Raw genomic sequence first — 26,162 nt, 5'->3', positions numbered from 1 at the left:
TCCTTTTTCTTATTATTCAAAAATTTTCTACTTGTATCTTTTGTATCGACTAATTTAAAGAGTATAGGCTGAATTGTGGAATAGATTGCCTAGACAGTCCACTGATAGTAATAACTAAGCCACCAGATTATTCAAAATATTTATATCATAGAATGGTATTTTTAACTAAATCGATCATACTTTGCATAAGTGAGTGATTGTTTTAATAGAAGAAACGGGGGCTTATGAGGTACATTGAACACTTAAAGATTTCAGAATAAGCGAGCTTTTATGAAAAATAATAATGCATTAATTTTATCTGGTGGCGGTGCTCGTGCTGCTTATCAGGTGGGCGTGTTGTCAGCAATGGGGAAAATGCTTCCCAAACACACTCCTCTACCTTTCCCCATATTATGCGGCACTTCAGCCGGCGCATTAAATGCTACCATGCTTGCATCGTATGCCGACAACTTTTCCAAAGCGGTGTCCTCACTTGCTTTTGTTTGGCGCCATCTTACACCTGATCAAATATACACAGTGGGCCGATGGCCTGTGGCGAGCTCACTAACAAAAACCTTGTTATCTCTATTTCATCTTCACAATCAAGATAACTCTATTGCTCTAATGGATAACACACCACTAAAAGAGCTACTAACAAATCATTTAGATTTTTCGAGAATTAGCGATGCCATTGATAAAGAACAACTCAAAGCCTTAGCCATTACCGCTATGAGTTACAGCACAGGGGAATCTACCACCTTTTTCCAAGGTTCCTCGGATTTACAAGAATGGCAGGGCAATCGACGTAAAGGTGTGACAGAAAACTTAGGCGTTGATCACCTCTTAGCTTCCAGCGCTATTCCAACGATATTTCCGGCTCATAAAATACACGATCATTATTATGGCGATGGCGCAATCCGTCAAAAATCGGCCATTTATCCAGCACTTAAACTGGGGGCAGATAAATTATTTATCATTGGTGTGAGTGGTAACCGAAGCGCACAGAAATGGGCAACACAGAAAAAAGACATTGATAGTAGCGCGCCAAGCATGGCGCAGATTCTGGGGCAACTACTAAACAGTGCTTTTATCGACAATCTTGAAGATGACATTTATCAATTAGAAATAATGAATAATCTTATTCGAGATCTACCAGAAGACAAGCGAGCAAACCACCCTAACCTTCCAACAGAAACCTTAATCATTTCACCATCGGAAGAGCTGAATGAAATCGCTCATCATTATATAGGGACATTGCCGAAAAAGATTCGTGTTTTGCTAAAAGCAGCGGGAGGATCGACAACAGAGAAAATCAGTTCCGCTGCAAGCTACTTACTCTTTACACCACAGTATTGTCGAGCCTTGATGGAGCTGGGTTATAAAGACGCTATGTGGGAAAAAGATCGTATCATCACTTTCTTTGAAAATAGCAAGTAACCATTAAATAAGCACGTGCCTTTGGTCTTTGATCGGGGTCGACGACACCACCCACGAAGTCAGGCGCGGCATATTTTTAAAGCCTAGTGAACTGCAAATCTCTATGCTGCCTTGATACTTGGCACTTAAGTCGAGCAATTGGCTCATATCATTCGGATATGATTCTGTGAGGCGGCGAATCAACTGCGCTGTCACACCTTCGCTCGGCTCTATAATTTCACACTCATCCCCAAGTATTTGCTCAAATAAATGCTTAACCAGAGGATAATGTGTGCAAGCCAATACTAAGGTATCAATATTTTGAGCCATCATATTTTGGCTCAACTGCTCAATTGTTTGTTGAACTTTGTTTTCTGTTTCTGGCCAAGCATCAATATCAAATGCCAACGTGGAACTAGACATAATAGAAACATGACTGTCTGCTTTCCAGAGATCGATCAATTGATTTAACCTTTGGCTCTCTGCGGTTACAGGCGTAGCCAGTACAGCCACTCTGCGCTTTTTACTAAGACGGAAAGCGGGTTTAACAGCAGGCTCAACGCCAATAATTGGCAACGAAGTACTGGCACGCAGCGTATCAATAGCTGCGACAGTGGCTGTATTACAAGCGACCACAATGGCACCAACTTTTTCATTTTCAAAAAAACGTCCGACCTTAACCAATCGCTCTTGTAACTGTTCGATGCTTTTACTACCGTATGGCGCAAATGCATCGTCTGCCAAATATAACAAATCAAGATAAGGGTGTTTTTGATGTATCGCATTGAGGATCGTTAGTCCTCCTGCTCCTGAATCCATAACACCGACTTTCACTGTTGCGACTCCCTACACAGAGGTAGCTGAACAGGCTCACGCTCCAGCTCAACGCTATACATCTCCAAAACAGATCGCTTAATTTTAGCCTCTAATTCCAACAAAGCAGCGGCATTAGTCTCTGAATGATTAACTAATACCAAGGCTTGTTTTTCATACACACCAACGCCTTTGTATTGCTTACCTCTCCAGCCAGCTTGGTCAATCAACCAGCCAGCTGCCAATTTGAAGCCCTCCTCAAATGGAAAAGACACCAGATTAGGAAAACGTTCTTTTAGCTCACTATGCTGAGCTTGGCTAACAATGGGATTTTTGAAGAAACTCCCTGAATTTGCTAGCACTACCGGGTCGGGTAATTTTTCACTTCGAACACGACATACGGTATCAAAAACAGCTTGAAGACTTGGCCTCTCTCCAATGCTCTCGGACAAACCGCCGTAGCTTAATAAGAGTTCAGCCTGCTTCTTCAATGAAAGCTCAACGGAAGTAATAAAGAATACATCCTTCCACATACCTTTAAAAAAACTGTCTCGATAAGAAAAACCACAGTCTCTACCATTGATCCAGTAAACATCACCGGTGTTTCTATTAATAACTTGAACTCGCGCTAGGACATCTTTGATTTCAACGCCATAAGCACCGATGTTTTGAACTGGTGCCGCCCCTGTTGTTCCAGGAATTAAAGCGAGATTTTCAATGCCATACCACTTTTGCTCTACCGCATATTTCACCACTTGATGCCAACTCTCACCTGCAGCAACCGTTAAACTCACAAGGTTGCCCGAATGCTCTCTTGCACTAATTCCAGTTAACCGATTGAGAATAACAAGGCCAGATACATCGGCCGAGATAAGCAAATTACTACCGCCACCAATCATGGTGACGGTGAGTTGAAAATGATTTGCCCAAGCTAATAACGCTTTTAAAGAGTCTAAAGACTCTGCTATGGCAAAATATTCCGCACTATAATTGAAACGAAAGGTGTTGTAAGTGGCTAGGGAAACATTTTCTTGAATGGAGCTTTCAATGCGCTGCGCAAAAACATCGTCGGTATTGAATCGCATGTTCATTGTTTGGTTTAATCTTCTCTATTGGAATGCAGGTGATGCACAAATGCGTCCGCAATTGCTATAAGGTGTTTTCTCATCTCAGCAAAACCGTCGTCACCACCATAATAAGGATCCGCCACTTCGCCAAACTTAGCTTGGTCATTAAATTCACCAAACATCACCAATGTCGCCTTGCTGTTTTTCGGTTGAATTTTCTTGAGGTTAAACAAATTTTCACTGTCCATCGCAAGAATCCAATCAAACTCATGGAAGTCATCTTTGGTAACTTGACGGGCTTTTTGTCGAGAAATATCGATATCTACCTGATGAAGAGCTTTAATGGATCGAGAATCAGGAGGGTTGCCAATGTGATAAGCCGCCGTACCCGCAGAATCAAGTTCTAGAAACACACCGCGTTTAGTCGCGACACTTTCTAATATGCCTTGCGCTGCGGGAGATCGACAAATATTGCCTAAACATACCGTCAGCACTTTATAGGATTTCATTTTGCAGAACCTGACTCTAAACGCTCATCGGCCGTTAAAGTGCGCGCTTCTGTTTCTAATAAAACAGGAATGCCATCACGAACTGGGTACGCCATGCCGCCCACTTTGCTAATTAATTCAGTCCCGTCTTTGCTTAAAGTCAGTGATGCTTTAGTAACAGGGCAAACTAAGATATCAAGTAAGGTTTTATTCATGGGAATGATCCATTTTAATGAGGTTAAGTTTTTCTAACAGCGCTTGTTGGAAACTGTTTGGCAAAACCAAAGACACTGGTAAATACCAAACATTTGAATTTGATAATTGAAGTGACTGACATTTTACCGCATCTTTCTCTGTCATCAACACTGCGCCACTTGCGGGCACGTCGCTTACTTCAAACATATGGTGATCTGTAAACCATTGCTGTGTTGTATTTTTCTTTTGCAAACCTAAGCGATCTAGCGTTGCAACAAAGCGTTCAGGATTACCAATACCCGCCATAATATGCCACTTTGGTTCATTAGCAAAAGCATCTTGGTAATCTAGAGTCTTTTTTCCATCAATTGAAACTAGCTTTGTAGGTACTAATGGAGCAAGTGTAATGGGTAAACCTAAGGTGTCGAGTGACAGGGTCATTTTCTCAGCCACACTCACCACAAAATCCACTTCAGCAAGTCGTTCAATGGGCTCTCTCAGTGGACCTACAGGTAATAAATGTCCGTTACCCACACCACGTGTCGCATCTAGCATTGCAATTTCAAGATCTCTATTAAGTTGATAATGTTGCATACCATCATCACTCACCACAATATTCACATCTGTCGTACTTAGTAGAAATTTTACCGCTTCATCCCTTTTAGGAAAAACCACCATTGGGCAAGCTGATCGGCGAGCCAACATCACAGGTTCATCACCCACGTCTTTTGGCACACTATCAGGATATACATGCGTCGGCACTTCAACCTTTGCACCGTGACCACGAGAAACAATACCAGGACGATAACCATTTTTAGCTAAAAACTCACATAGAGCGACAACCATTGGCGATTTTCCAGTTCCACCAACGCTGATATTACCAACTACAATTACTGGAACTGGCGCTTTATAAGACAATTCAGGATGCGCTAAGAACTGGGCTCTTTTATTAAGAACGGCTTTTTTTATCAATGGCTGTAATGGACGAAATACGTTAGTCCAGCCACAATGACCATACCATGAACGTGTAAACAATGACTCTACACTCACTGGGCTGGCTCTTTTTGTGCAGTATGAGCAAGCTTCGTAATACCAAGACTTGCCGCCGCGTCGTACACTCTTAGCACCATGTCATAAGACGCTTTTGCGTCTGCGGTAATAATAAGTGGTCGGGTATAATCGCCCCCTGTCACTTCTTTTAAGCCTTGTACCAAGGTGCTCACTTTCTCATTAATCAGCGTTTGACCATTGATCACATATTGGCCGTCTGCAGTGATAATCAGCTCGACGTTTTTGGTACGGTCTGAGCTTGGTGCATTTGACGTGGCAGTCGGCAAATCAATTGTTAACTCAGTACTTTGATTAAACGTTGTGCTCACCATAAAGAAAATGAGCAATAAAAAAACGACGTCGATCAGAGGTGTTAGATTGATTTGAACGTCATCTATTTTTTGACGACGAAATTTCACTGTGCAACTCCTGTCTTCTCACGATCACCATGTAATGAGTCAACCAATTTAGTCGATTGTTGCTCCATAGTGACAACAAGCTCATCAATTTTACGGCTAAAAAAGCGATGAAAAATCAACGCTGGAATTGCGACCCCAAGACCTGCTGCCGTAGTTAATAAAGCTTCTGAAATCCCGCCAGCCAACAAAGCTGTGTTTCCAGCTCCGCTTTCCATTAGTACAGAAAAGACTTTAATCATCCCCACGACCGTGCCCAACAAACCAAGCAAGGGTGATATGGCCGCAATAGTACCTAGGGTATTCATGAATCGTTCTAATTCATGAATAACATGACTAGCCGCTTCTTGAACACTTTCCTTCATCGCGCCACGACCATGTTTTGAATTTAATAGTCCGGCAGCAAAAATGGAAGCCAACCCTGTTTTGGTTTGCATTGAACGAATATATTCAATGGTCATTCTGTCATCACGCAATCTTGTCATAACATCAGATAGCAGACCTTTGGGGGCAACTGCCGCTTTGCGAAGAGTCCAAAAACGCTCAATAATAATAGCCAACGTAAGAATGGAACACGCCATTAACGGCCACATGAAAAAACCACCAGTTTGAATAAAGGCTAACACTTCGCTCTCCAATTTAAGTTTGCAGGTAATTTAACACACTCTCTAACTTTTCTACACGTTTGCAAGTGTCAGATTTTAAGAGAAAAAATGAATAGATGCAGGACGAATGACGAAGCAATACATGATTCTTTTGAAAATGAAATGCCAGTGATTCATCAGCCTTAATCACCAACCAATCGACATTCATTGCTTCAAGCATCGTCGTAATTTGTTCTGGCACTTCTCCCTTTAACATTACCCACTTAATATCGTGGTCCAAAAGCCTTTGCGGAGTAAGATCTGTTATGTCACTGGGCGATAAAACGTAGCCACCCTGTTGCTCGACGTTCAAATAAGATCCGAACATTAGTCGGGTAACATCAGCGCCCGCCCATGACTCATTTAATACAATTTCATTTTGATCCGAGACAATAAGCTTGTTGTCTCTATTTGTCAGCATTACGTCCGCAATTGCGCCATCAATCAGCACAGACAAAAATAAAACACACCAAATCCCCATCGCACTGACAACCCCTCTTTTCAGAGGACTTTGGTAAACCCAAAAGCCAATCAATAGCAACATTATCCAACGAGGAAAACTAGACGTGAATTGTTCAAAAAACAGCAATGGCAACTGAAAAGCAGTCCACTCAACAATCATCATTATGTAATAAAGCAGCACATCCAATAGTTGATAACTGTATGCCGTTCCAATAAGCAACGACTCCACACAAGACAATAATGCTATTGGAAACCATAGAAATGCAGCCAACGGAATGAGCGCAATATTCACTAAGATGGATACACTTGAAATGGCTTCTTGCCAGCCTAGTATTAATACCATTGATGCGGTGCTCAGCATGATTTGCACCATAAATAGTCGCGACAACTTGGTGGATGTCTGGCAATAGCCAATTAACAAATACACCATACTAAAAGACAACCACAAACTTGGACTCAGCACCGCCCTAGGGTTAACTAAAAGAACTAACCACAAAGCAAAGGTGATGATGCCATAAGGAGAGGCTTTTATTGCGAACATGCGAGCACATAAATAAACACTCAGCATAATGGATGCCCTTACTACAGGCTCACCCCAATTGGTTATATAGGCATACATTATCAATAAAGGCATGATGACCACCGCATCACACTGCCAACGAGTTAAACCTGACAGCATGATTCTGCTAGGTAATACCTGCCATACAGCCCGACTCAGCAAGCAACCAATCGCAAACATAAAACCAGTATGCAGCCCCGAAACAACAAATAAGTGGGCCAAACCAAGTGTACGAATTATCCATGTATCTCGCTCACTCCATAAATCATCCTGACCTAACAGCAAAGCCTTGGAGAAGCGCCAAGAATTGAACTCCCCAAACACCAAATCAAGCTTATTAAAAAGCTGATTTCTGAGAGAAAAGTGGGTTTCTTCTATTTCATGTAGCGTTTCGTCCGTAAAACGAATAGTAAGTTGTGCCGTTTGCTTTTTGATATAAAGCTGCCTTAACCACCAAGGGCCATTTTTATCTGGCAATAAGATGCTGGTGACTTCACCTGGATATAATGAATGAATCCTAACGTCATCATTTGAAAGCTCTCTGAATGCAGTTAGATCAAAATTATCTTTGGTCTGTCTTTGACCCGTTTCATTGACATATACAATGCTGACTACACTCTTAGATAAAGAGAACTTACTTGGCAATTGATCTTTTTTATAAACCAGCTGCTGCTTTTCAAAATCGACCCACACCAGATAGCCGGTCTTAAGTGGCAAAGGCTCCGTTGGTAAAAACTCACTCAAGATGACGAAAATAAAGGAGAGAAGCGTCAAATGTAGAACTATTGAACGCTTAGACCATATTAGGTAGAGACACATTAGAATGATATGAGTAGAATACACCCACAAATAATCGCTCGGCACCAGTATGGCGCCCATCAATATGGACAAACTACTTAGTAACATAAGACCTCCTTGTCTTAAATTGCTAAATTATTTTTAACCTGATTATGCCGAAGAATTATCTTAAAAAATTCATACCAAATCCAGAAAAGTTAAAGCAGAGCAAAGCTTTAGGCCTATTAGGGTCGCAAATATACGAAGCTAACTTATGGCACCTCAACCGTAAATCCGTAGCGAGAGCTTTCTTTAATGGTTTGTTTTGGGCGTTTATCCCAATGCCATTTCAAATGCTTGCTTCGGCATTATTTGCTATTCCATTAAGAGCAAATATCCCGTTGTCTATTGCCCTTGTGTGGATCACCAATCCGTTAACTATGCCATTTGTTTTTTACTTCAATTACAAGGTTGGCATGTTAATTCTGGGATCCCATGACAATAAAGACTTCCAACTTTCCGTCGAATGGATCTGGGATAAAATGGAGCACATCTGGATGCCGCTTTATGTAGGATCAATTGTATCCGGCTTAATTGTAGGCGCTATTGGTTACGCTGTAATTATCATTTTATGGCGATTTCATGTCATTAAACGCTGGAAAGAACGTAAACTAAGAAACACCAAATAACCAATCACTCACTCATTTACAATAAAAAAAGCCAAGACTCAACTGAGTCTTGGCTTTTTTTATTGTAAAGCTAACGACTACAAACCAAATGCCTTCCTACTTTAACGGATGCAAAGCGCCCTGAGATAAGCGATATGCAGAATCCATCCAGCTCAACATTTTTTCGTCATGCGTCACGACAAGGAACGCCATCTCATAAGTAGTTTTCAGTGTATTAATTAGATTCTGAATTTCTAAAGACGTACTCTCATCTAGGTTGCCAGTCGGCTCATCCATTAACACGCAAGCTGGACGATTAGCTAAAGCACGTGCAATAGCAACTCGCTGCCTTTCTCCACCAGATAATTGTGACGGTTTGTGGTTAAAGCGATCCTTTAGACCAACTTGGGTTAGAAGCTCCTCCCCACGCTGTTTGGCTTCTTGCTTATCCATGCCAGCAATCCACATCGGCATTAATACATTCTCTAGCGCCGTAAATTCAGGCAACAAATGATGGAACTGGTATACGAATCCCATTTCTTTATTGCGCATCTTGGCCCGCTTTGAATCTTTCATGCTCGACCAAGACACCCCAGCTAAACTCACATCTCCAGTGGTCGCCAAATCTAGCCCAGCCAATAAGTTCAACAAAGTCGTTTTACCTGAACCGGATGAGCCAACGATGGCGCAAGCCTGTCCCTTATGGAGCGTTAGATCAATAGACTGGAAAACATCGACAGTTTGTTTACCATCCAGATACTGCTTAGAAAGTTCGCGACACTCCAATACAACATTATTCATAACGTAATGCCTCCGCGGGCTCTACTTTCGAAGCTCGCCAAGCAGGATAAATAGTAGCAGCCACCGTCATAACAAAAGCAGATGTAACAATTAACTCCACATCAGACCACTGAAGCTCTGAAGGCAAGTAGTTGATAAAATACACGTCTGCACTTAAAAACTGAACATTTAACAATGTCTGTAGAGCGGCAATAATCTCACTAACATTGAGTGCTAAAGTGACACCTAATACCACACCAATAAGCGTTCCGAGCATGCCGATAAACATACCTTGCACAACAAATATCCACATAACCTGGCTTGAGGTTAAGCCCATTGTTCTAAGGATGGCAATGTCGTTCCGTTTATCTGTAACCACCATCACTAGGGTGGAAACAATATTGAAAGCAGCGACGGCGACAATTAACAGTAACAACAAGCCAATCATGGTTTTTTCCATTTTTATCGCTTGAAATAGGCTGCCATGGGTTCGAGTCCAGTCGCTCACCCTGTTTTGCCCCGGTACAGCGCGAGCAATATCCCAAATACGTGAAGGCGCAACAAATAAATCATCAAACGAAATACGCAATGCCTCTACATCATCCGCTTTGTAGCGCTTCAGCTTAGCAGCGTCTTTAATATTGATGTAGGCAAGACTACTGTCTAGCTCTGCCCCAACCTCAAAGGTTCCGACTACAGTAAAACGCTTTAAAACAGGTGCCACGCCAGCAATTGAAACATTAGCTTTAGGTAAAATAGCCGTTACTTTATCGCCAATATCTACTCTTAACATCTTGGCCAACTGAGCACCTAGGACGATGCCAAAGCGAGTATCGTTAAGAGCATTTAACGAACCCGAAGCCATATTATCGCCAATAATAGAAACCTTCTTTTCCATGTCTGGATTGATGCCATTTAGAATTGCACCATGGACACTTTCGCCAGATTGGAACATCACTTGCGCTTGAATATGGGGGGCTACACCAACAACATCGGGCATCTTTGCCACTAGCTTTGCGGTATCACGCCAGTCATTTAATACTGGATCACCCCATAAAGTCGCGTGAGGAACCATGCCTAAAATACGTTGACGTAATTCGCGATCAAAGCCATTCATTACAGAAAGGACGGTAATAAGCACCATCACGCCAAGGGCAAGGCCTGCGATAGAAGAAAAGCTAATAAAAGAAATGAAATGGTTGGAGCGTTTTGCTCGGGCATAACGCAAACCGATAGCAAAAGGAAGGAAGTTAATCAATGTATGTCCTTGTATGACAAGCTTGCTTGGTAATAATAGAGGAGCTTGGCTCCTCTATTATGGACTAAGTTACCAGACCGCTTATGCGTCGAAATCGATACCTATACGACGACCTACATCTTCGTAAGCTTCGATCACGCCACCCAAGCCTTGACGGAAACGATCTTTATCTAATTTCTCTTTGGTTTTGGCATCCCATAAACGACAGCCATCAGGAGAAAATTCATCACCCAATAAAACCTCACCTTTATATAGGCCAAATTCCAATTTGTAATCAACTAGAATCATGCCGCCTTCTGCAAAAATCGCTTTTAATACATCATTCACTTTGTATGTAAGCTCTTTTGCCTTAGCTAAATCAGCTGTTTTTGCCCAACCAAATGATTCAACATGAGATTCGTTGATCATTGGATCACCCAACGCATCGTTCTTTAAAAACAATTCAAATGTTGGCGGCGTAAGAGTAATACCCTCTTCCACGCCTAGACGTCGACAAAGACTACCGGCAGCAACGTTTCGAACGACACACTCAACAGGCATCATATCAAGGCACTTAACAAGTGACTCTGTATCACTTAAAAGCTTTTCAAAATGCGTTGGGATACCTGCTTCTTGTAGTTTTGTCATGATGAATGCATTGAACTTATTGTTCACCATGCCTTTACGGTCAAGCTGTTCAATTCTTTTGCCGTCAAATGCAGAAGTATCATCACGAAACACTAGAACCATTTTGTCAGGATCATCTGTACGGAATACAGATTTTGCCTTACCTGCATATAGCTCTTGTCGTTTTTCCATTGGAGGGTCTCCAGTTTTCTTTTTGAGGGGTTAATCGTATTTAATTTACAAAGCGTTGTGCTAAATGAAATGAAGTCACTTCAGGTGAGTCCATTCCAGAAACATCAATAACTAAAAATTCACCGGCTTTTTGACGCGTGATTTTGTAAGGATATTGACGCTCTTCCCAGCTAACATCGTCTAAGTCTCGACGTATAGTCTTAAGAGATTTCGTCTGTTCTTTACTTACCAATGGCAAATTTAAATCTATTACATCACCTACACGAGCAACGTCCTCTGGTGGCACGGGTGCAAGCAATTGCTTTTCGCCTGGCATTAGATAAATACCTGCAGCGCTTAATTTAGCTTCAATCTCTGCCTGAGAAACGTTCTCACCTAAGTGGATAGCGAAAAGACCATGATGATCTACCCAAATAGGGAAAGATGTGGCATCTCCGCGATTAGAAAGGTAAGCCGAAGACTGATTTAACTGGCGCCCCATAGCTCCCCATAAGCGAACAGCAACCGCATAAGCATCATCATTTTGTACTGGACTCATCCAATCCCCTGGCTCAACATCTTGTTGTTCATCGCGAAATTGTACGGTGACCAATGTTTTACCTTCCATTTCCTTAAAACGAAATGAAAAAGCAGGTTGTGCTGGATGCAAGCGAGTAATATTGCTCCATAAAGATGCCCACCAACCCTGCGGATGGAAGTCAAATGGCACACTAATTATACGATCATCGGTTTGTGAGGCAATTGAGACACCATCACCATGAAGCGCAGTTAAAAAGTCAGTTACGATACGCTTAGATTGCGTCATGCTCGCAGGAACATTTAATTCTACTGCATCGTCTTGCTCTTCAACATTAATAGCAACCATCGGATAATATACAAATGGCGCTCTAGGGGTTGTATACGGAGTCGTGCCTTCTAAATTCGCAATAGCTTTTTCATTTGGTATAACAAGAGCATTACTTAAAGGAGCCGACCCTGAAGGGACTTCCAATGAAGAAGTCACTGGTTTCTCCTGTTGATAGTCATCAGAGTGATCAGTGAAAAATGTACTACAGCCAGATAACAACAATGTTAGAGAGCTTGCGCCCATCAAATTCAGGGTGAACTTATTCATACTAATAAAACTCCAGCTTCGATCATGGCTTGTCGAACGGCCGAATGATACTGCTCAGAAAGAGGCGTTAAAGGTAACCTAATACCGTCTTCACATAGACCTAATTGGCTACACGCCCACTTAACAGGGATTGGGTTAGACTCTAAAAACAAGTTTTTATGGAGTGAAGAAATGGTTGTATCAATGGAATGAGCTTGATCCGCTTTTCCAGCCAATGCTAACTCGGCGGCTTGAGAAACGGCTTTTGGTGCAACATTGGCCGTCACGGATATATTGCCTTTACCGCCCAAAAGCATTAATGCAACTGCCGTCGGATCATCTCCAGAATAGACTGCAAAAGTCTCAGGCAATGCATTAATCAAAGCTTCGCCGCGTTCTAAATTACCAGTAGCATCTTTTATACCAACAATATTTTTCACCGAGGACAAACGCACGACTGTTTCGTTTTGCATATCACATGCCGTTCGACCTGGCACGTTGTATAGAATTTGGGGGATATCAACTGCATCTGCTATTGCTTTGAAATGCTGATACAAACCTTCTTGGGTAGGTTTGTTGTAATAAGGCGTTACAAGTAAACAAGCATCTGCGCCCGCTTCTTTTGCGCTTCGAGTAAGATCGATGGCTTCGTGGGTTGCATTGGCCCCCGTGCCGGCGATAACAGGAACACGACCATTAACAGTATTAACTACCTGACGAATTACGTTCGCATGCTCTACTGTCGTTAGAGTGGAAGATTCACCCGTGGTCCCTACCGCTACGATGCCGTGAGTCCCCTCGTTAATATGAAACTCTATTAGATCATCTAATTTTTTAGTATCTACAGCGCCATCTGGTGACATAGGAGTGATAAGCGCAACTAAACTACCTGTGATCATTTCGAGTCTCCGATAAAATTATAAGCGCGCCTATAGTAACGTCCAGACTCTGGATTAACAATAATTGACAGACGTAAAGCAGGAGTAAATTCACAAGAAACCGCATTCAGGAGGATTTTTCATTAAGGTCTTGTTAAGCTAATGACCAATAAGCAATTACTCATTAATAGACAAACTATTTTTCTTTAAATAATGCGTTGGACAGAAGAGATACATTATGACTATCGAAATCGGACAAACAGCACCGGACTTTAGTGCCAAAGATCAAAATGGCGATACCATTACACTCAGCCAATTTAAAGGCAAAAAAGTTGCCTTGTATTTTTACCCAAGAGACAACACGCCTGGGTGCACGGCTCAAGCTTGTGATTTGCGTGACAACTACCAGACGTTACTTGATCAAGGTTTTGTCACTCTTGGAATCAGTACTGATACAGAAAAGAAGCACCAGAATTTTATTGCGAAGTACGACCTACCTTTCCCATTAATTGCTGACACAGAAAAAGAAGTACATGAACTGTACGGTACCTGGCAACTAAAAAAGTTTATGGGACGAGAGTCAATGGGGACGGTAAGAACAACTTTTATCATTGATGAAAACGGCGTTATTTCCGATATCATCAGTAAAGTGAAGACCAAAGCACACGCTGAGCAAATTCTGAAATAAATGCATAGAAATGGCGCGATAATAATCGCGCCATTTCTCACTTAGCACTTAAACCTAAATCCCACCACGAATATGCTCTCTCACTTCTTCACGGTAATACTCCGATAATAGTGCATGCAAATCTTCACTCAATGGTGGTAAAGAAGATGCAGCCGCATTACGAGCTACTTGTGAAGAACGGCTAGCACCAGCAATGATGCTTGATACTTGTGGCTGATCAAGAATCCAGCGTAAAGACACATCCAATATATTTTGGTCTTCAGGCAACTTTTTCTTTAGCGCTTCCACTAGCGCCACGCCTTTTTCAAAAGGAATACCATTAAAGGTTTCCCCAACATGAAATGCAGCACCATCCTTATTGTAGGATCGATGATCATGTTCACTAAAAGCTTGTTCAAGCGCCATTTTACCGGACAGTAAACCACTTGCTAATGGTAAGCGGACAATAACCCCAACATTATTTTCCTCCGCTAACGGCAATAACGACTCAGTCGCATCTTGGCGAAAAACGTTAAATAAGATTTGTAAGCTAGCCAACTCTGGATGACTACAACAAAACATCGCTTCATCTAGCATCTCCACACTGGCCCCAAAATGCTTGATGACACCTTCTTTTTTAAAATCATCCATCCAAGCCAGCATATCGCCTGAAAACAAAACCTCGCGAGGAACACAATGCAATTGAGCAAGATCGATAGACTCCACACCCAAACGCTGAGCTGAAGCCTGTAAACTTTTTTTAACTGCCGCTTTACTATAACCATTAGGGTAAAGCTCAGCATTGCGGCCGACTTTAGTGGCGATAATCGGCGGCTTACTTAAAGACTTATGCCATTGCCCTATTCTTTCTTCACTTAAGCCACCTCCATAAACATCCGCAGTATCAAAAAAGTGAATACCTTCATCCATCGCCGTTTGCAGTATCTTTGTCGCTTCTTTATCTTCCACCGGACCAAAATCATTACCAAGCTGCCAACAGCCTAAGCCAACTTCCGATACTTTAAAGCCAGTCTTTCCTAATATTCTAGTTTTCACAAATCCTCCTATAAACGAACTAAAAACTCATACCACTACTATACGAGCCTTTTTACTGTTTATAATTATCGATATATTGAAATCATTGTTTAATAAGGCTTAACAATATGAGCACTCATTTTCCAGAAGGCATCATAGAGTTTTTGGCTGTGGTTGAAGCTCACAGCTTCTCCAAAGCATCAGAACAACTCAATATTTCCCGCGCCAGAGTCTCACAAATTATTAGCCGGTTAGAAAAAGAAATGGGCATCCAGTTGCTCTATCGCTCTACACGCTCGCTTTCTCTATCCCCAGCTGGGGAAACTTTTTATCAGCTTGCAAGGCAAGGTGTGGATCAACTAGAACATGCTGTACTATCGGCTCAAAACGCTCACTCAAGTATAGGAGGCCAAATTAGGATCAATTCAGTGGGAGGTTTATTTGGCGAAGAGATACTGGCCCCAATCTTAATTCGTTTTATGAAAGAAAACCCCAAGATAGAAGTTGAGCTTAGTTTTTCAAGCACTAGAGAAGATTTGATTGAGTCACAATACGATCTTGTGATCAGAATGGGGGCACTGACCAATTCAAATTTAGTTGGACGAAAGCTGACGAGCTACAAAAACCACCTTGTAGCGAGCCCAACATATATAAAGACAATGCCCAAGCTAGATAGCCCCAAAGATTTGATTGATCATTTTTTAATTAATGGTTCAGTAAAAAGGTGGTCGTTCACCCACAATAACGGCGAAGATAGATACGAACTCCCTGTACATGGAAAGCTAAAATGTTCAAATGGACACGTGGTAAAAAAGGCAACGCTGGATGGAGCTGGAATATCGAGACAACCCACTTACTACGTGGAGCATGACATTCAATCAGGCCAACTGGTAACACTCCTACCTGATTGGCAGCTGCCAAACTCTGATGTTACTTTACTGTATCCTCAATCAAGAAATATCAGTATTAGAGTAAAAGCCTTGGTGCACTATCTTATGGAAGCCTTTAGAATCGATTAGTAGATATAAACATCGGTTTCACAAAGGATTTCTATGCTTCCAGCATTAGCCAACTCATTAACTCCCATCTTGCTCCTTATTTGCCTAGGCTTTTTTCTTGGTAAAAAAACAGACTATCTGAATAGTCCCTCTTTGGCTGCCCTTGTCTCCAATTTAGGGCTACCAGCTTTACTGCTTTATTCCGTTTTATCAATGCAGATGCAAGTTTTCAGCATGTTCAAAATCATCGTTGCGACGGTTCTCGTGTTGGCGTTGGTTTCGCTGAGCTCATTCGTTTTACTTAAAGCCCTTAAGCTACCGACACGCTTTTACTTACCACCTTTGGTCAACCCTAACACTGGCAACCTAGGTATACCTGTTGCCTTCGCATTCTTTGGCGCCGAAGGAATGGCCATCGCCGTTGTAATATCGTCTGTCGTGCAAATTAGCCATTTTACACTCGGGGTTGGTTTTATGTCGGGCAACTACCACCCTAAACAACTATTAAAGAATGGTCCTGTTATTGCGCTAGTAATTGGTGCTTTTTTCTTAAGCCTTAACATCAACTTACCGACACCAATAATGAATACATTGAACATGTTGAGCCAGATCACATTGCCAATAATGTTAATGCTGCTCGGCAAATCTATTAGTGGTCTGTCAGTCACAGAAAGTAGCAAGATAGGGCGCGCCGCCGTACTGTCTTTATTTCGCCCAATAGTAGGCGTTATTTGCGCATGTTTGGTTGTCTATTTTTTTCCGCTTAGCCGCTTAGAAGGCTCGGTATTAATTGTATTAAGCACCATGCCAGTGGCTGTTATAAGTTTCATGCTAGCCAGCAAATTCAAAGGACCAGTTGATGAAATTGCCCTTATGATTCTTATATCTTTACCAATGTCGCTTTGTACTGTGGCACTGTTATGGTGGTTGTATCTATAGACACTTAAATTAAGATTTTAGCCAATCAAGAAAAGCAGCAACAGGCGCTGTTGGGGCTTGTTGCTTAGACAGAACAATGTAATAACCATTATCCGACTGCACCTTGAAATTTGGCAGTTCAACTAACACACCGCTTTTTATAAAGTCATCGACCAAAGGAAACCACCCAAGCCCAATCCCCTGACCGGAAATGGCGGCCTGTACCAACAAAGTATAATTATCGAACTCCATTACAGACTCTGCCGGTTGCCATTGACAGTTATTGAGCTGAAACAGCTGCTCCCAATCAATCCACTTTTGACCCATTTCCGCATTTAACTTCAAAAGCGGAGCCTTCACGAGATCCTCTAGATTTGTTAAACAAGCATACTCATCCAGTAATTTTGGGCTACAGACAGGATAAACGATTTCCGGCAATAATTTTTCAGACAGATACCCTTGATAGTGCCCGTCACCAAATAACACCGCCACATCAGCCTCTATAGAAACTAAATCCACTTCGGACTGAGAAGTCTGAATACGAATATCAATATCCTTGTGCTGTCTTCGAAAATCTGGCAATCGAGGCATTAACCAAAAAGCGGCAAAAGCGAAATCAGTTGCGACAGTAATACGCTGAGTTTTGGGTTTTTGTTTTATTTTCTGCAATACATTTCGCAGGTCCTGCAAACTAGATTGCGTCGTTTTCAATAAAACATGACCTGCATCAGTTAGCACCACGCCACGGTAAATGCGCTCAAATAATGACACACCTAAAGAAGCTTCTAATGCTCGTATTTGCTGACTTACTGCAGGTTGTGTAGTACCAAGTTCACGAGCAGCAGCAGTAAAGCTAAGCAAACGAGCAGACGCTTCAAAAATAACAAGAGATTGTAAAGGAGGTAGTTCCGAGTTAGTTAACATAATTTAAACTTATCCTATACATAAGATTTCAGTCAGTTTACAGCATCTCCATCATGGCGCAATGTATCTATAATAAAGCAAGGGTCACTAATTAAATCAAAAATTAACTTTTTATCCATTAGGAGAAACCATGTCAAAAATACAACCTAACATTCTATTTATTATGGCAGATCAACTTACTACATCTGCCCTTCCTATATATGGAAACTCCATTGTAAAAACACCAAACCTAAACAGCCTTGCAGAACAAGGGGTTGTATTTGACTCTGCATATTGTAACAGCCCACTTTGTGCTCCATCACGATATGTATTAATGACAGGGCAACTACCCAGCAAAATTGGCGCCTATGATAATGCGGCAGACTTTCAAGCAGACATCCCAACATTTGCTCACTATCTCCGTGCTCAGAATTATAAAACCGCACTTTCTGGTAAAATGCACTTTTGTGGCCCAGATCAACTGCATGGTTTTGAGGAAAGACTCACAACGGATATTTACCCAGCAGATTACGGCTGGTTTCCAAATTGGGATGATTTAAAAACTCGTCCGACTTGGTATCACAATATGTCCTCTGTTACACAGGCGGGGCCTTGTGTTAGAAGTAATCAATTGGATTTTGATGACGAGGTGGTTTTCCACGCTCAACGCTATTTGTACGATTATGTTAGAAGGGAACAAGACAGACCTTTCTGCCTAACTGTTTCTATGACACATCCTCACGATCCATATGCCATTCCTCAAGAGTATTGGGATAGATACAGTGATGATGAGATTGATCTCCCTAGAATAAATATACCTAAAGAACAACAAGACCCTCATTCTGCACGCTTACAGGAAGTGTATGCTTATTATGATCAGGAGCTTACTGATCAACAAGTGCGTAATGCACGTCGTGCTTATTACGGCGCCATAAGTTATGTAGATGATAAAGTGGGTCTGCTTTTAAAAGCACTAAAGGAAACAGGCTTAGACGATAATACAATTATTGTTTTCTCTGGTGACCATGGAGATATGCTTGGCGAAAGAAACCTCTGGTACAAGATGTCCTACTTTGAAGGGTCTGCCCGCGTTCCTATGATAGTTCACGCACCTAATCGTTTTTCCGCAAAACGAGTTAAAGAATCTGTTTCTACTATGGATTTATTGCCAACCTTTCTTGAAATGGTAACTAACAAATCTGATCATGAATACGCTATGCCCATTCAAGGCAGAAGTTTAATGCCTCACATACTAGGCCAATCAGGTGGCCATGACGAGGTCATCGGAGAGTATTTTGGAGAAGGAGCCATAGCACCTTTATTTATGATTCGCCGAGGCCAATACAAATATGTTCATTGCCACATAGATCCAGATCAATTATTTGATCTTGAAAATGACCCAGATGAATTAGTTAACTTGGCGAACAAGCCAGAGTTCGATGACCTATTGCAAGCGTTCAAAAAAGAAGCGCTAGAACGCTGGGACTCTGCAAGGCTCACTCAAGATGTACTCACCAGCCAACGCCGCCGTCGCTTAATCGTAAAAGCGATGAACAAAGGCAAGAAAACACCTTGGGATCATCAACCGATATTCGAAAGCAGCGAAATGTATATGAGAAATCACATTGATCTAGACGACCTAGAAAGTCGGTCACGCTTTCCAAAAGTCTAATAACCATAAGCTAAAAAAGCATCATCACAAATAGGAGCACGATAATGAAAGCACTTTCTTTAAAAACTCTTAGTATAGCCAGCCTACTTATTAGCAGTAGTCTCGCCCTATCCGCTGAGCCCGAGCAATGCAAAAACGTCACCTTCAGTGACCCTGGCTGGACAGACATAGGCGCAACGAATGGTGTCGCCACGACTTTATTAAAAGCAATGGGATACGACACTCAGGTATATCTCCTGAGTGTACCAGTCGGCTTTGAAAGCTTGAAAAATGGAAAAATCGATGCCTTCATGGGAAATTGGATGCCAGCCCAATCAGCCTTCATGGATAAGTACAAAGACAATCTAGACATTATCCGCACCAACTTAGAAGGCGTTAAATTTACCTTAGCGGTACCAAAATACGTTTTCGATGCTGGCGTGAAAGACTTTGCTGACCTAGCTAAATTTAGTCAAAAATTCCGTCAGAGAATATATGGAATCGATGCTGGCGCACCGGCAAACCAAAAACTCCAGAACATGATCGATACCGATGACTTTGGCCTCAAAGACTGGAAAGTTGTAGAGTCAGGCGAACAAGCTATGCTTTCGCAAGTAGCAAGAACCGTAAAACGCGATAATTTCATCGTGTTTCTTGCATGGGAACCCCATCCAATGAATGTTAATTTCGATTTAAAATATTTAACAGGTGGAGATAAATATTTTGGTCCTAATTACGGCGGCGCCACGATAAGAACAGTCACTCGCAAAGGCTACGCAAACGAATGTCCGAATGTCGGAAAATTACTCAGCAATCTGGAGTTTGGTTTAAAAATGGAGAACGAAATAATAGGCTCTAGTGAAAAACCAGAGCAAGCTGCAGCTAACTGGATTAAGACCCATCCAGAAATACTAGACAAATGGCTGCAAGGCGTTACAACTTTCGACGGCCAACCTGCACTAGCAAGAGTAAAGCAAAAACTCAGCGAAATGTAAGTCACCCTTAATATTGCAAACATAAAAAGCCCCCCAGTAATTGGAATGTCCAACTATTGGGGGTCATTTCATTATATGTTTTTTATTGTATAGCTAAAGATAAACTACTGGCGCGTTAAACGATCATTCCCCAACACCAATGGTGCAGTTGAACGATACGGATTGATATCCAACCCTCCACGTCTGACATAGCGAGCATAGACAGTTAAGCTTTCTGGCTTACATTGACGCATGATATCAATAAAAATTCGCTCAACGCATTGCTCATGAAAATCCGTATGTTCGCGAAATGAAATCACATACTTCAACAAACTTTCGTGGTGAATCTTAGGCCCCTTGTAATCAATAAAAACCGATCCCCAATCAGGTTGATTGGTAACAGGACAATTTGATTTTAAAAGATGGCTCACCAATCGTTCTTCAACCACACCCGCTGATTCATCCGTCTCTAACAGACCAGAATTTGGGTGGTATTCAGATACATCAACATCCAATTCATCGATGCAATAATCCGGTGTTAATACAACCAAAGACGCCATTGAATCTACATCGCGAATAATGACCGTCACTTCTGCACCAGCGGCATTTGAAAGATCCTTTTCAAGCAAGGCTTGCACCTCTTCCGCTGACCCATAACGCATCTGATTTAAAGAATTCAAATACAACTTAAAGGATTTGGACTCAATGATATTTGGCGAATTACATGGTAAACGAAATTCTGCTAAGGCGACAATTGGCTTACCTTTAGAATTCAACCATGACATCTCATAAGCATTCCAAACATCTTCACCAAAAAAGGGTAAGCGCTCGGACTCAATAGCCATCTCAATCCATTTATCAACTCTTGCAATGGGGTAAAGCAACCCTGCATCGTACTCAGAAACATATTCTGTTTGCTGACCTAAGGGTAAAAAACCCATATAACACTACCTCAATTTCTAATACCTTTGCCCTGATTGAGCAAACGTAGACCAAATCCAAACAACACAACTATAAACACGCAAACAATCACAAGCGCCCAATAAACATTAATATCAGAAACACCCAAAACGCCGTATCGAAACGCATTTACCATATAAAGAACAGGATTTAATAACGATACGGATTGCCAGAAATCTGGCAACAAATCGATAGAATAAAATACACCACCTAAATAGGTTAACGGCGTCAAAATAAAAGTTGGCACGATAGAGACATCATCGAAACTTCTCGCGTAAATTGCGTTAACGAAGCCGCCTAAGGAAAACATAATCGCCGTCAAACAGACGACAAGAATCGTCAGGAATAAATTCTCTAATGCTAGATGAGTAAAAAACAACGACAGCAAGGTTACCGTTACACCAACACACAAACCACGCGCCACACCACCCAGCGTGTAACCCATAAGAATAACCCAGTTTGGCGTAGGAGAAACCAATAACTCTTGCACACTATGCTGAAACTTCGCAGAAAAGAACGACGAAGACACATTAGAATATGAGTTGGTAATGACTGACATCATGATCAAGCCAGGCACTATGTATTGCATATAACTGAAACCACCCATTTCGCCGATTCGATCACCAATTAAGTTGCCGAAAATAGCGAAGTACAGTGTCATAGTGATGGCTGGTGGCAATAGAGTTTGTGGCCAAATACGAGTAAAGCGACGAATCTCTCTTACCAAAATCGTATAAAATGCGACCCAAATTTCCGAATTTTTCATTTAGCTAGCCTTTATTAATTAATTTAACGAAGAGCTCTTCGAGTCGATTAGACTTGTTTCGCATACTAAGCACATTGATTGAAACTTCATCAAGGGCTTTAAAAATAGTGTTGATAGACTGCCCTTTAATCACTTCCACTTCGATCGTACTTGCATCTTTACTGATGGACATACTAAATTCAGGTAAATCCCAATTATCTGGCAGACTGGCATCCAAATCTAAAATAAAAGTTTCTTGGTTCAGTGTTTTCAATAAAGCTTTCACACTGGTGTTTTCAACAATTTCACCGGCATTAATAATGGCAATGTTTCGACACAATTGCTCAGCTTCCTCTAGATAATGCGTAGTCAAAATAATCGTCGTACCCTGCTCATTGAGCTTTTTAATGAATTCCCACATAGAGCGACGAAGTTCAATGTCTACTCCGGCTGTTGGCTCATCTAAGATAAGCACTTCAGGCTCATGAATAAGCGCCCTTGCAATCATTAAACGGCGCTTCATTCCACCAGATAACATACGTGATTGGTCGTTTCTTTTATCCCAAAGATCCAACTGTTTTAGATATTTTTCGGCGCGCTCTTCTGCAACAGTGCGGCTGATACCATAAAAGCCAGCTTGAGTGACCACAACATTAAAAACAGTCTCAAAAACGTTGAAGTTAAACTCCTGCGGAACCACACCTAAGTATTTTTTTGCTTTAGCAAAATTTTGATCTATATCCGTTCCAAAAATAGACACTTTGCCCGATGTTTTATTCACCAACGAGCATAAAATACCTATTGTTGTAGACTTGCCCGCTCCATTTGGGCCAAGTAACGCAAAAAAATCTCCTTTTTCAACTTTTAAATCGATACCTTTTAACGCTTCAAAGCCGCCATCATAGCGTTTTTTAAGGTCACTAATTTCGATTGCATATGTCATAATTGAAGTTCTCGTACGGCAATAGCCGACTAAATAGTTACATACTTGAATAGGGTTTTACGTGGAATCACGCACACAATACATATTTGACGCATTTGTTGATTTACGTCAGCGCATCTCAGAACACGCACCTTTTGATCAGCCAGACCTAGCAGAAGAAGAATTAGACTTCTTAGAAAAGTGGGACGACCTGATGAAAAACATTCAGGAAAATACCCATGATTATACTTTCGACGCTCAAGAAGTATTATCACGCTTCATACGATGCTACGCAAATCTAGTCCCACTGATAAAAAGAGAACTATTATGGTTTGTTGGTGGAGAGTGCCTGCACTTTCTAGGTGATGAGGAAATTGCTCTTTATCAGCAGCTGGAAGATCATTTGTATGAGCTAGACAGCCAAAATCAAAGCTATGATATATCAAAAGAAATTAGTGCATTACGCGGCACACCAACTCAAATCCATTAATAAAGTTAGCTAGGCTGAACGAATTATAATTCGTTCAGCCTGTAGCGCCTAAGAAATCTTCTTAAACACTAACGTTCCATTCGTACCACCAAAACCAAACGAATTATTTAATACTACGTCTATTTTGCGTTTTTGCGGTGTTCCAGGAACATAATTCAAATCACAACCTTCGCCCGGCTCATCCAAATTAATAGTTGGCGGAGCAACTTGATCGCGAATGGCAAGAATAGAGAATATTGACTCGACAGCCCCAGAAGCGCCCAGCAAATGTCCAATCATCGACTTAGTCGAACTCATAGCAACATCTGACGCATCGTCACCCATTAGCACTTTTACGGCTTGCGTCTCCGCAAGATCACCTGCCGGTGTCGATGTGCCATGGGCATTAATATAATCTATTTCTGAAGGAATTAGATGAGCATCTTTTAATGCTGCACTCATTGCTGACGCTGCACCTTCACCACCTTCAGGTGGTGCAGTCATGTGATGCGCATCATCGCTCATACCAAAGCCTGCAAGCTCTGCGTAGATTTTTGCACCACGCGCAACAGCGTGCTCGTATTCTTCCAATACAAGAATACCTGCGCCGTCACCCATAACGAAACCATCGCGATCTTTGTCCCATGGACGACTTGCGGTCTTATGATCATCATTACGAGTAGATAAAGCCCTAGCAGCACCGAAGCCGCCGATACCTAATGGCGTAATAGCCATCTCAGCACCACCGGCAATCATCACATCCGCATCACCATAGGCAATCATACGCCCAGCCATACCGATATTATGCGTACCTGTAGTACAAGCAGTGACAATAGAAATATTTGGGCCTTTAAAACCAAAACGAATCGCAACATGACCTGAAATCATATTAATAATCGCGCCTGGAACAAAAAAAGGAGAAATACGTTTTGGGCCAGATTCATTCAATAGCTCTAGGTTTTTTTCAATCATTGGTAAACCACCAATCCCTGAACCTATCGCACAGCCAACGCGGGTTAAATCCGCTGTATCAGCATTAAGGTCAGCATCCTCTAAAGCTTGCACTGCAGCTGCGATGCCATATTGAATGAAAAGATCCATTTTGCGAGCTTCTTTGACACTCATATATTGAGTTGCATCAAAGTCATTTACTTGTGCTGCAAAACGGGTAGAAAACTGGCTAGCATCAAAAGAAGTGATCTCCGATACACCACTCTTGCCTTCCAAGATGTTATCCCACGTATCTTTCACATTATTGCCAAGGGGTGTCACCATTCCCATTCCTGTGACTACTACCCGACGACGAGACATAAGATTTCTCCAGCAAATCGCTCTCAATCATTAAGAGCTATTAATAAGAAAAGCCGCTGTAACGAATACAAGCGGCTTTTCGGAAAACTCAGTTCACCAATATATTACAAGTTAGCGTTAATGTAATCGTTCGCTGCTTGTACAGTAGTGATTTTTTCTGCTTCTTCATCAGGAATTTCAGTATCAAATTCCTCTTCAAGAGCCATTACTAGCTCAACTGTATCTAGGGAATCTGCACCTAGGTCATCAACAAAAGATGCTGAAGCAACAACATCTTCTTCTTTAACGCCTAGTTGTTCACAAACGATTTTCTTAACGCGTTCTTCAATGCTACTCATTAGAAGTTCCTACTCTACTCATTAACAGCTCAGTGTGAGCATATTATAAAAATTCGATCACCAAAAAAAGGTGTGATTCTCGACATGAACCGGAGACGTATTTTCGTTGAATTAAATATAAAATTCAACTCAAATTACGACATATACATACCGCCATTGACATGTAATGTCTCACCGGTAATGTAAGCGGCGCCATTTGACGCCAAAAATGCGACAGCTGCCGCAATTTCTTCTGGTTGACCAAGACGCGATGAAGGCACTTTTTCGACTAATTTAGCCTTATGCTCATCAGGTAACACCTTAGTCATATCTGTTTCAATGAATCCTGGAGCAACACAGTTTACCGTGATACCACGAGACGCAATTTCCGCTGCTAACGAACGGCTAAAGCCTTCTAAGCCAGCTTTCGCTGCAGAATAATTTGTTTGGCCACCGTTGCCCATGGAACCGACAACGGAACTAATACTAATCACACGACCAAATTTTGCTTTAGTCATGCCGCGTAAGCAAGCTTTTGTGACACGAAAAACAGAAGTTAGGTTGGTGTTGATCACCTGATCCCACTCATCTTCTTTCATTCGCATCATCAAGTTATCACGAGTAATGCCAGCGTTGTTAACAAGAACCGTTGGTGCACCAAATTCAGCTGTAATTTCTTTAATTACAGCGTCAACTGATTCACTTGATGACACATCAAGCACCCAGCCTTTACCATTAGCTCCCAGGTACTCTGAAATGCTTTGTGCACCAGACTCGCTAGTAGCAGTACCAATTACGGTTGCTCCCTGCTCTACTAGAGCAACAGCAATGGCTTTACCTATGCCACGAGTAGCTCCAGTTACTAGAGCAATTTTTCCTTCAAGACTCATGCTTGTCTCCTACAATATATGTCGAATCGTATATTTTTTACGAACAAATAATAAAATTCTA

The 26,162-nt window shown here is 41.7% G+C and carries 29 protein-coding genes; 8 read left to right on the top strand and 21 right to left on the bottom strand.

Annotated features, from left to right (window positions below):
• Positions 1-270 precede the first annotated feature (270 nt).
• A complete protein-coding gene (locus tag KDW99_RS09835) occupies positions 271-1,416 on the top strand; it encodes a patatin-like phospholipase family protein (protein WP_255829128.1) in 1,146 nt (381 codons plus the stop codon).
• Positions 1,417-1,419: 3 nt separating this feature from the next.
• On the opposite strand, the gene murI is transcribed toward KDW99_RS09835, so the two are convergent.
• From murI to KDW99_RS09795, 8 genes are read right to left on the bottom strand one after another with little or no spacing between them, the layout of a single operon-like run.
• On the bottom strand, positions 1,420-2,229 hold the full coding sequence (gene murI / locus KDW99_RS09830) for a glutamate racemase (protein WP_255829127.1): 810 nt from the start codon (positions 2,227-2,229) through the stop codon (positions 1,420-1,422).
• Positions 2,226-3,299 carry a UDP-N-acetylmuramate dehydrogenase gene (gene murB, locus KDW99_RS09825; RefSeq protein ID WP_255829126.1) on the bottom strand — a complete coding sequence of 358 codons (1,074 nt, stop codon included), beginning with the start codon at positions 3,297-3,299 and terminating at the stop codon, positions 2,226-2,228. The genes murI and murB overlap by 4 nt, the downstream gene beginning before the upstream one ends.
• An 8-nt stretch (positions 3,300-3,307) precedes the next feature.
• Positions 3,308-3,784 carry a low molecular weight protein-tyrosine-phosphatase gene (locus KDW99_RS09820; protein WP_255829125.1) on the bottom strand — a complete coding sequence of 159 codons (477 nt, stop codon included), beginning with the start codon at positions 3,782-3,784 and terminating at the stop codon, positions 3,308-3,310.
• The gene (locus KDW99_RS09815) at positions 3,781-3,978 is read right to left on the bottom strand and encodes a Trm112 family protein (RefSeq protein ID WP_255829124.1); all 198 of its coding nucleotides are present in this window, start codon (positions 3,976-3,978) and stop codon (positions 3,781-3,783) included. Before KDW99_RS09815 ends, KDW99_RS09820 begins: the two co-directional genes overlap by 4 nt.
• Positions 3,971-5,008: a tetraacyldisaccharide 4'-kinase gene (gene lpxK / locus KDW99_RS09810; protein ID WP_255829123.1), complete on the bottom strand. Its 1,038-nt coding sequence runs from the start codon at positions 5,006-5,008 to the stop codon at positions 3,971-3,973. Before lpxK ends, KDW99_RS09815 begins: the two co-directional genes overlap by 8 nt.
• Positions 5,005-5,427 carry an ExbD/TolR family protein gene (locus tag KDW99_RS09805; protein WP_255829122.1) on the bottom strand — a complete coding sequence of 141 codons (423 nt, stop codon included), beginning with the start codon at positions 5,425-5,427 and terminating at the stop codon, positions 5,005-5,007. The genes lpxK and KDW99_RS09805 overlap by 4 nt, the downstream gene beginning before the upstream one ends.
• Positions 5,424-6,050, bottom strand: a complete 627-nt coding sequence (locus tag KDW99_RS09800) for a MotA/TolQ/ExbB proton channel family protein (protein ID WP_255829121.1) — start codon at positions 6,048-6,050, stop codon at positions 5,424-5,426. The genes KDW99_RS09805 and KDW99_RS09800 overlap by 4 nt, the downstream gene beginning before the upstream one ends.
• A 13-nt stretch (positions 6,051-6,063) precedes the next feature.
• Positions 6,064-7,995, bottom strand: coding sequence for a ComEC/Rec2 family competence protein (locus KDW99_RS09795; RefSeq protein WP_255829120.1), 1,932 nt, complete (start codon positions 7,993-7,995; stop codon positions 6,064-6,066).
• 44 nt (positions 7,996-8,039) lie between these two features.
• Here KDW99_RS09795 and KDW99_RS09790 point away from each other — a divergent pair, with 44 nt between their 5' ends.
• Positions 8,040-8,555 carry a DUF2062 domain-containing protein gene (locus KDW99_RS09790; protein WP_255829119.1) on the top strand — a complete coding sequence of 172 codons (516 nt, stop codon included), beginning with the start codon at positions 8,040-8,042 and terminating at the stop codon, positions 8,553-8,555.
• 96 nt (positions 8,556-8,651) lie between these two features.
• Here the strand turns inward: KDW99_RS09790 and KDW99_RS09785 are convergent, their stop codons facing one another.
• From KDW99_RS09785 to dapA, 5 genes are all read right to left on the bottom strand, one after another.
• The gene (locus tag KDW99_RS09785) at positions 8,652-9,335 is read right to left on the bottom strand and encodes an ABC transporter ATP-binding protein (protein ID WP_255829118.1); all 684 of its coding nucleotides are present in this window, start codon (positions 9,333-9,335) and stop codon (positions 8,652-8,654) included.
• Entirely contained in the window at positions 9,328-10,572 is a 1,245-nt protein-coding gene (locus KDW99_RS09780; RefSeq protein WP_255829117.1) for a lipoprotein-releasing ABC transporter permease subunit, read from the bottom strand. Before KDW99_RS09780 ends, KDW99_RS09785 begins: the two co-directional genes overlap by 8 nt.
• An 81-nt stretch (positions 10,573-10,653) precedes the next feature.
• On the bottom strand, positions 10,654-11,370 hold the full coding sequence (gene purC, locus KDW99_RS09775; protein ID WP_255829116.1) for a phosphoribosylaminoimidazolesuccinocarboxamide synthase: 717 nt from the start codon (positions 11,368-11,370) through the stop codon (positions 10,654-10,656).
• A gap of 40 nt (positions 11,371-11,410) precedes the next feature.
• Positions 11,411-12,484 carry a hypothetical protein gene (locus KDW99_RS09770; protein WP_255829115.1) on the bottom strand — a complete coding sequence of 358 codons (1,074 nt, stop codon included), beginning with the start codon at positions 12,482-12,484 and terminating at the stop codon, positions 11,411-11,413.
• Positions 12,481-13,362: a 4-hydroxy-tetrahydrodipicolinate synthase gene (dapA, locus tag KDW99_RS09765; RefSeq protein WP_255829114.1), complete on the bottom strand. Its 882-nt coding sequence runs from the start codon at positions 13,360-13,362 to the stop codon at positions 12,481-12,483. The genes KDW99_RS09770 and dapA overlap by 4 nt, the downstream gene beginning before the upstream one ends.
• A gap of 217 nt (positions 13,363-13,579) precedes the next feature.
• On the opposite strand from dapA, the gene bcp reads away from it, so the two are divergent.
• Positions 13,580-14,029 (top strand): thioredoxin-dependent thiol peroxidase, encoded by a 450-nt coding sequence (gene bcp / locus KDW99_RS09760; protein ID WP_255829113.1) that lies wholly within the window; start codon positions 13,580-13,582, stop codon positions 14,027-14,029.
• A 54-nt stretch (positions 14,030-14,083) separates the two neighbouring features.
• On the opposite strand, the gene KDW99_RS09755 is transcribed toward bcp, so the two are convergent.
• The gene (locus tag KDW99_RS09755; protein WP_255829112.1) at positions 14,084-15,064 is read right to left on the bottom strand and encodes an aldo/keto reductase; all 981 of its coding nucleotides are present in this window, start codon (positions 15,062-15,064) and stop codon (positions 14,084-14,086) included.
• A gap of 107 nt (positions 15,065-15,171) precedes the next feature.
• Here KDW99_RS09755 and KDW99_RS09750 point away from each other — a divergent pair, with 107 nt between their 5' ends.
• Together KDW99_RS09750 and KDW99_RS09745 are read left to right on the top strand one after the other, a co-directional pair.
• Positions 15,172-16,062, top strand: coding sequence for a LysR family transcriptional regulator (locus KDW99_RS09750; protein WP_255829111.1), 891 nt, complete (start codon positions 15,172-15,174; stop codon positions 16,060-16,062).
• A gap of 33 nt (positions 16,063-16,095) precedes the next feature.
• The gene (locus KDW99_RS09745) at positions 16,096-16,980 is read left to right on the top strand and encodes an AEC family transporter (protein ID WP_255829110.1); all 885 of its coding nucleotides are present in this window, start codon (positions 16,096-16,098) and stop codon (positions 16,978-16,980) included.
• Between the two features lie 9 nt (positions 16,981-16,989).
• Here the strand turns inward: KDW99_RS09745 and KDW99_RS09740 are convergent, their stop codons facing one another.
• Positions 16,990-17,883, bottom strand: coding sequence for a choline sulfate utilization transcriptional regulator (locus KDW99_RS09740; protein ID WP_255829109.1), 894 nt, complete (start codon positions 17,881-17,883; stop codon positions 16,990-16,992).
• A gap of 130 nt (positions 17,884-18,013) precedes the next feature.
• Between KDW99_RS09740 and betC the strand changes: the two genes are divergently transcribed.
• Positions 18,014-19,534, top strand: a complete 1,521-nt coding sequence (gene betC / locus KDW99_RS09735) for a choline-sulfatase (protein WP_255829108.1) — start codon at positions 18,014-18,016, stop codon at positions 19,532-19,534.
• Between the two features lie 44 nt (positions 19,535-19,578).
• A complete protein-coding gene (gene choX, locus KDW99_RS09730) occupies positions 19,579-20,508 on the top strand; it encodes a choline ABC transporter substrate-binding protein (RefSeq protein WP_255829107.1) in 930 nt (309 codons plus the stop codon).
• A 104-nt stretch (positions 20,509-20,612) separates the two neighbouring features.
• Here the strand turns inward: choX and queF are convergent, their stop codons facing one another.
• The 3 genes from queF to KDW99_RS09715 are packed head-to-tail and all read right to left on the bottom strand — an operon-like array spanning position 20,613 to position 23,135.
• Entirely contained in the window at positions 20,613-21,428 is an 816-nt protein-coding gene (gene queF, locus KDW99_RS09725; protein ID WP_255829106.1) for an NADPH-dependent 7-cyano-7-deazaguanine reductase QueF, read from the bottom strand.
• 11 nt (positions 21,429-21,439) lie between these two features.
• On the bottom strand, positions 21,440-22,213 hold the full coding sequence (locus tag KDW99_RS09720) for an ABC transporter permease (RefSeq protein ID WP_255829105.1): 774 nt from the start codon (positions 22,211-22,213) through the stop codon (positions 21,440-21,442).
• A gap of 4 nt (positions 22,214-22,217) precedes the next feature.
• Positions 22,218-23,135, bottom strand: coding sequence for an ABC transporter ATP-binding protein (locus KDW99_RS09715; RefSeq protein ID WP_255829104.1), 918 nt, complete (start codon positions 23,133-23,135; stop codon positions 22,218-22,220).
• Positions 23,136-23,196: 61 nt separating this feature from the next.
• Between KDW99_RS09715 and KDW99_RS09710 the strand changes: the two genes are divergently transcribed.
• The gene (locus KDW99_RS09710; RefSeq protein WP_255829103.1) at positions 23,197-23,604 is read left to right on the top strand and encodes a PA2817 family protein; all 408 of its coding nucleotides are present in this window, start codon (positions 23,197-23,199) and stop codon (positions 23,602-23,604) included.
• A gap of 48 nt (positions 23,605-23,652) precedes the next feature.
• On the opposite strand, the gene fabF is transcribed toward KDW99_RS09710, so the two are convergent.
• The 3 genes from fabF to fabG form a co-directional block, all read right to left on the bottom strand.
• Positions 23,653-24,894: a beta-ketoacyl-ACP synthase II gene (fabF, locus tag KDW99_RS09705; protein ID WP_255829102.1), complete on the bottom strand. Its 1,242-nt coding sequence runs from the start codon at positions 24,892-24,894 to the stop codon at positions 23,653-23,655.
• A gap of 104 nt (positions 24,895-24,998) precedes the next feature.
• Entirely contained in the window at positions 24,999-25,232 is a 234-nt protein-coding gene (gene acpP, locus KDW99_RS09700) for an acyl carrier protein (RefSeq protein WP_012069834.1), read from the bottom strand.
• Between the two features lie 134 nt (positions 25,233-25,366).
• Positions 25,367-26,101 carry a 3-oxoacyl-ACP reductase FabG gene (gene fabG, locus KDW99_RS09695; protein ID WP_255829101.1) on the bottom strand — a complete coding sequence of 245 codons (735 nt, stop codon included), beginning with the start codon at positions 26,099-26,101 and terminating at the stop codon, positions 25,367-25,369.
• Positions 26,102-26,162 lie beyond the last annotated feature (61 nt).

The organism is Marinomonas rhizomae (assembly GCF_024397855.1).
Taxonomy (GTDB): Bacteria; Pseudomonadota; Gammaproteobacteria; order Pseudomonadales; family Marinomonadaceae; genus Marinomonas; species Marinomonas rhizomae_A.
Note: the sequence above shows the minus strand (reverse complement) of the source record. Positions and strands in the feature narration are given on the sequence as shown.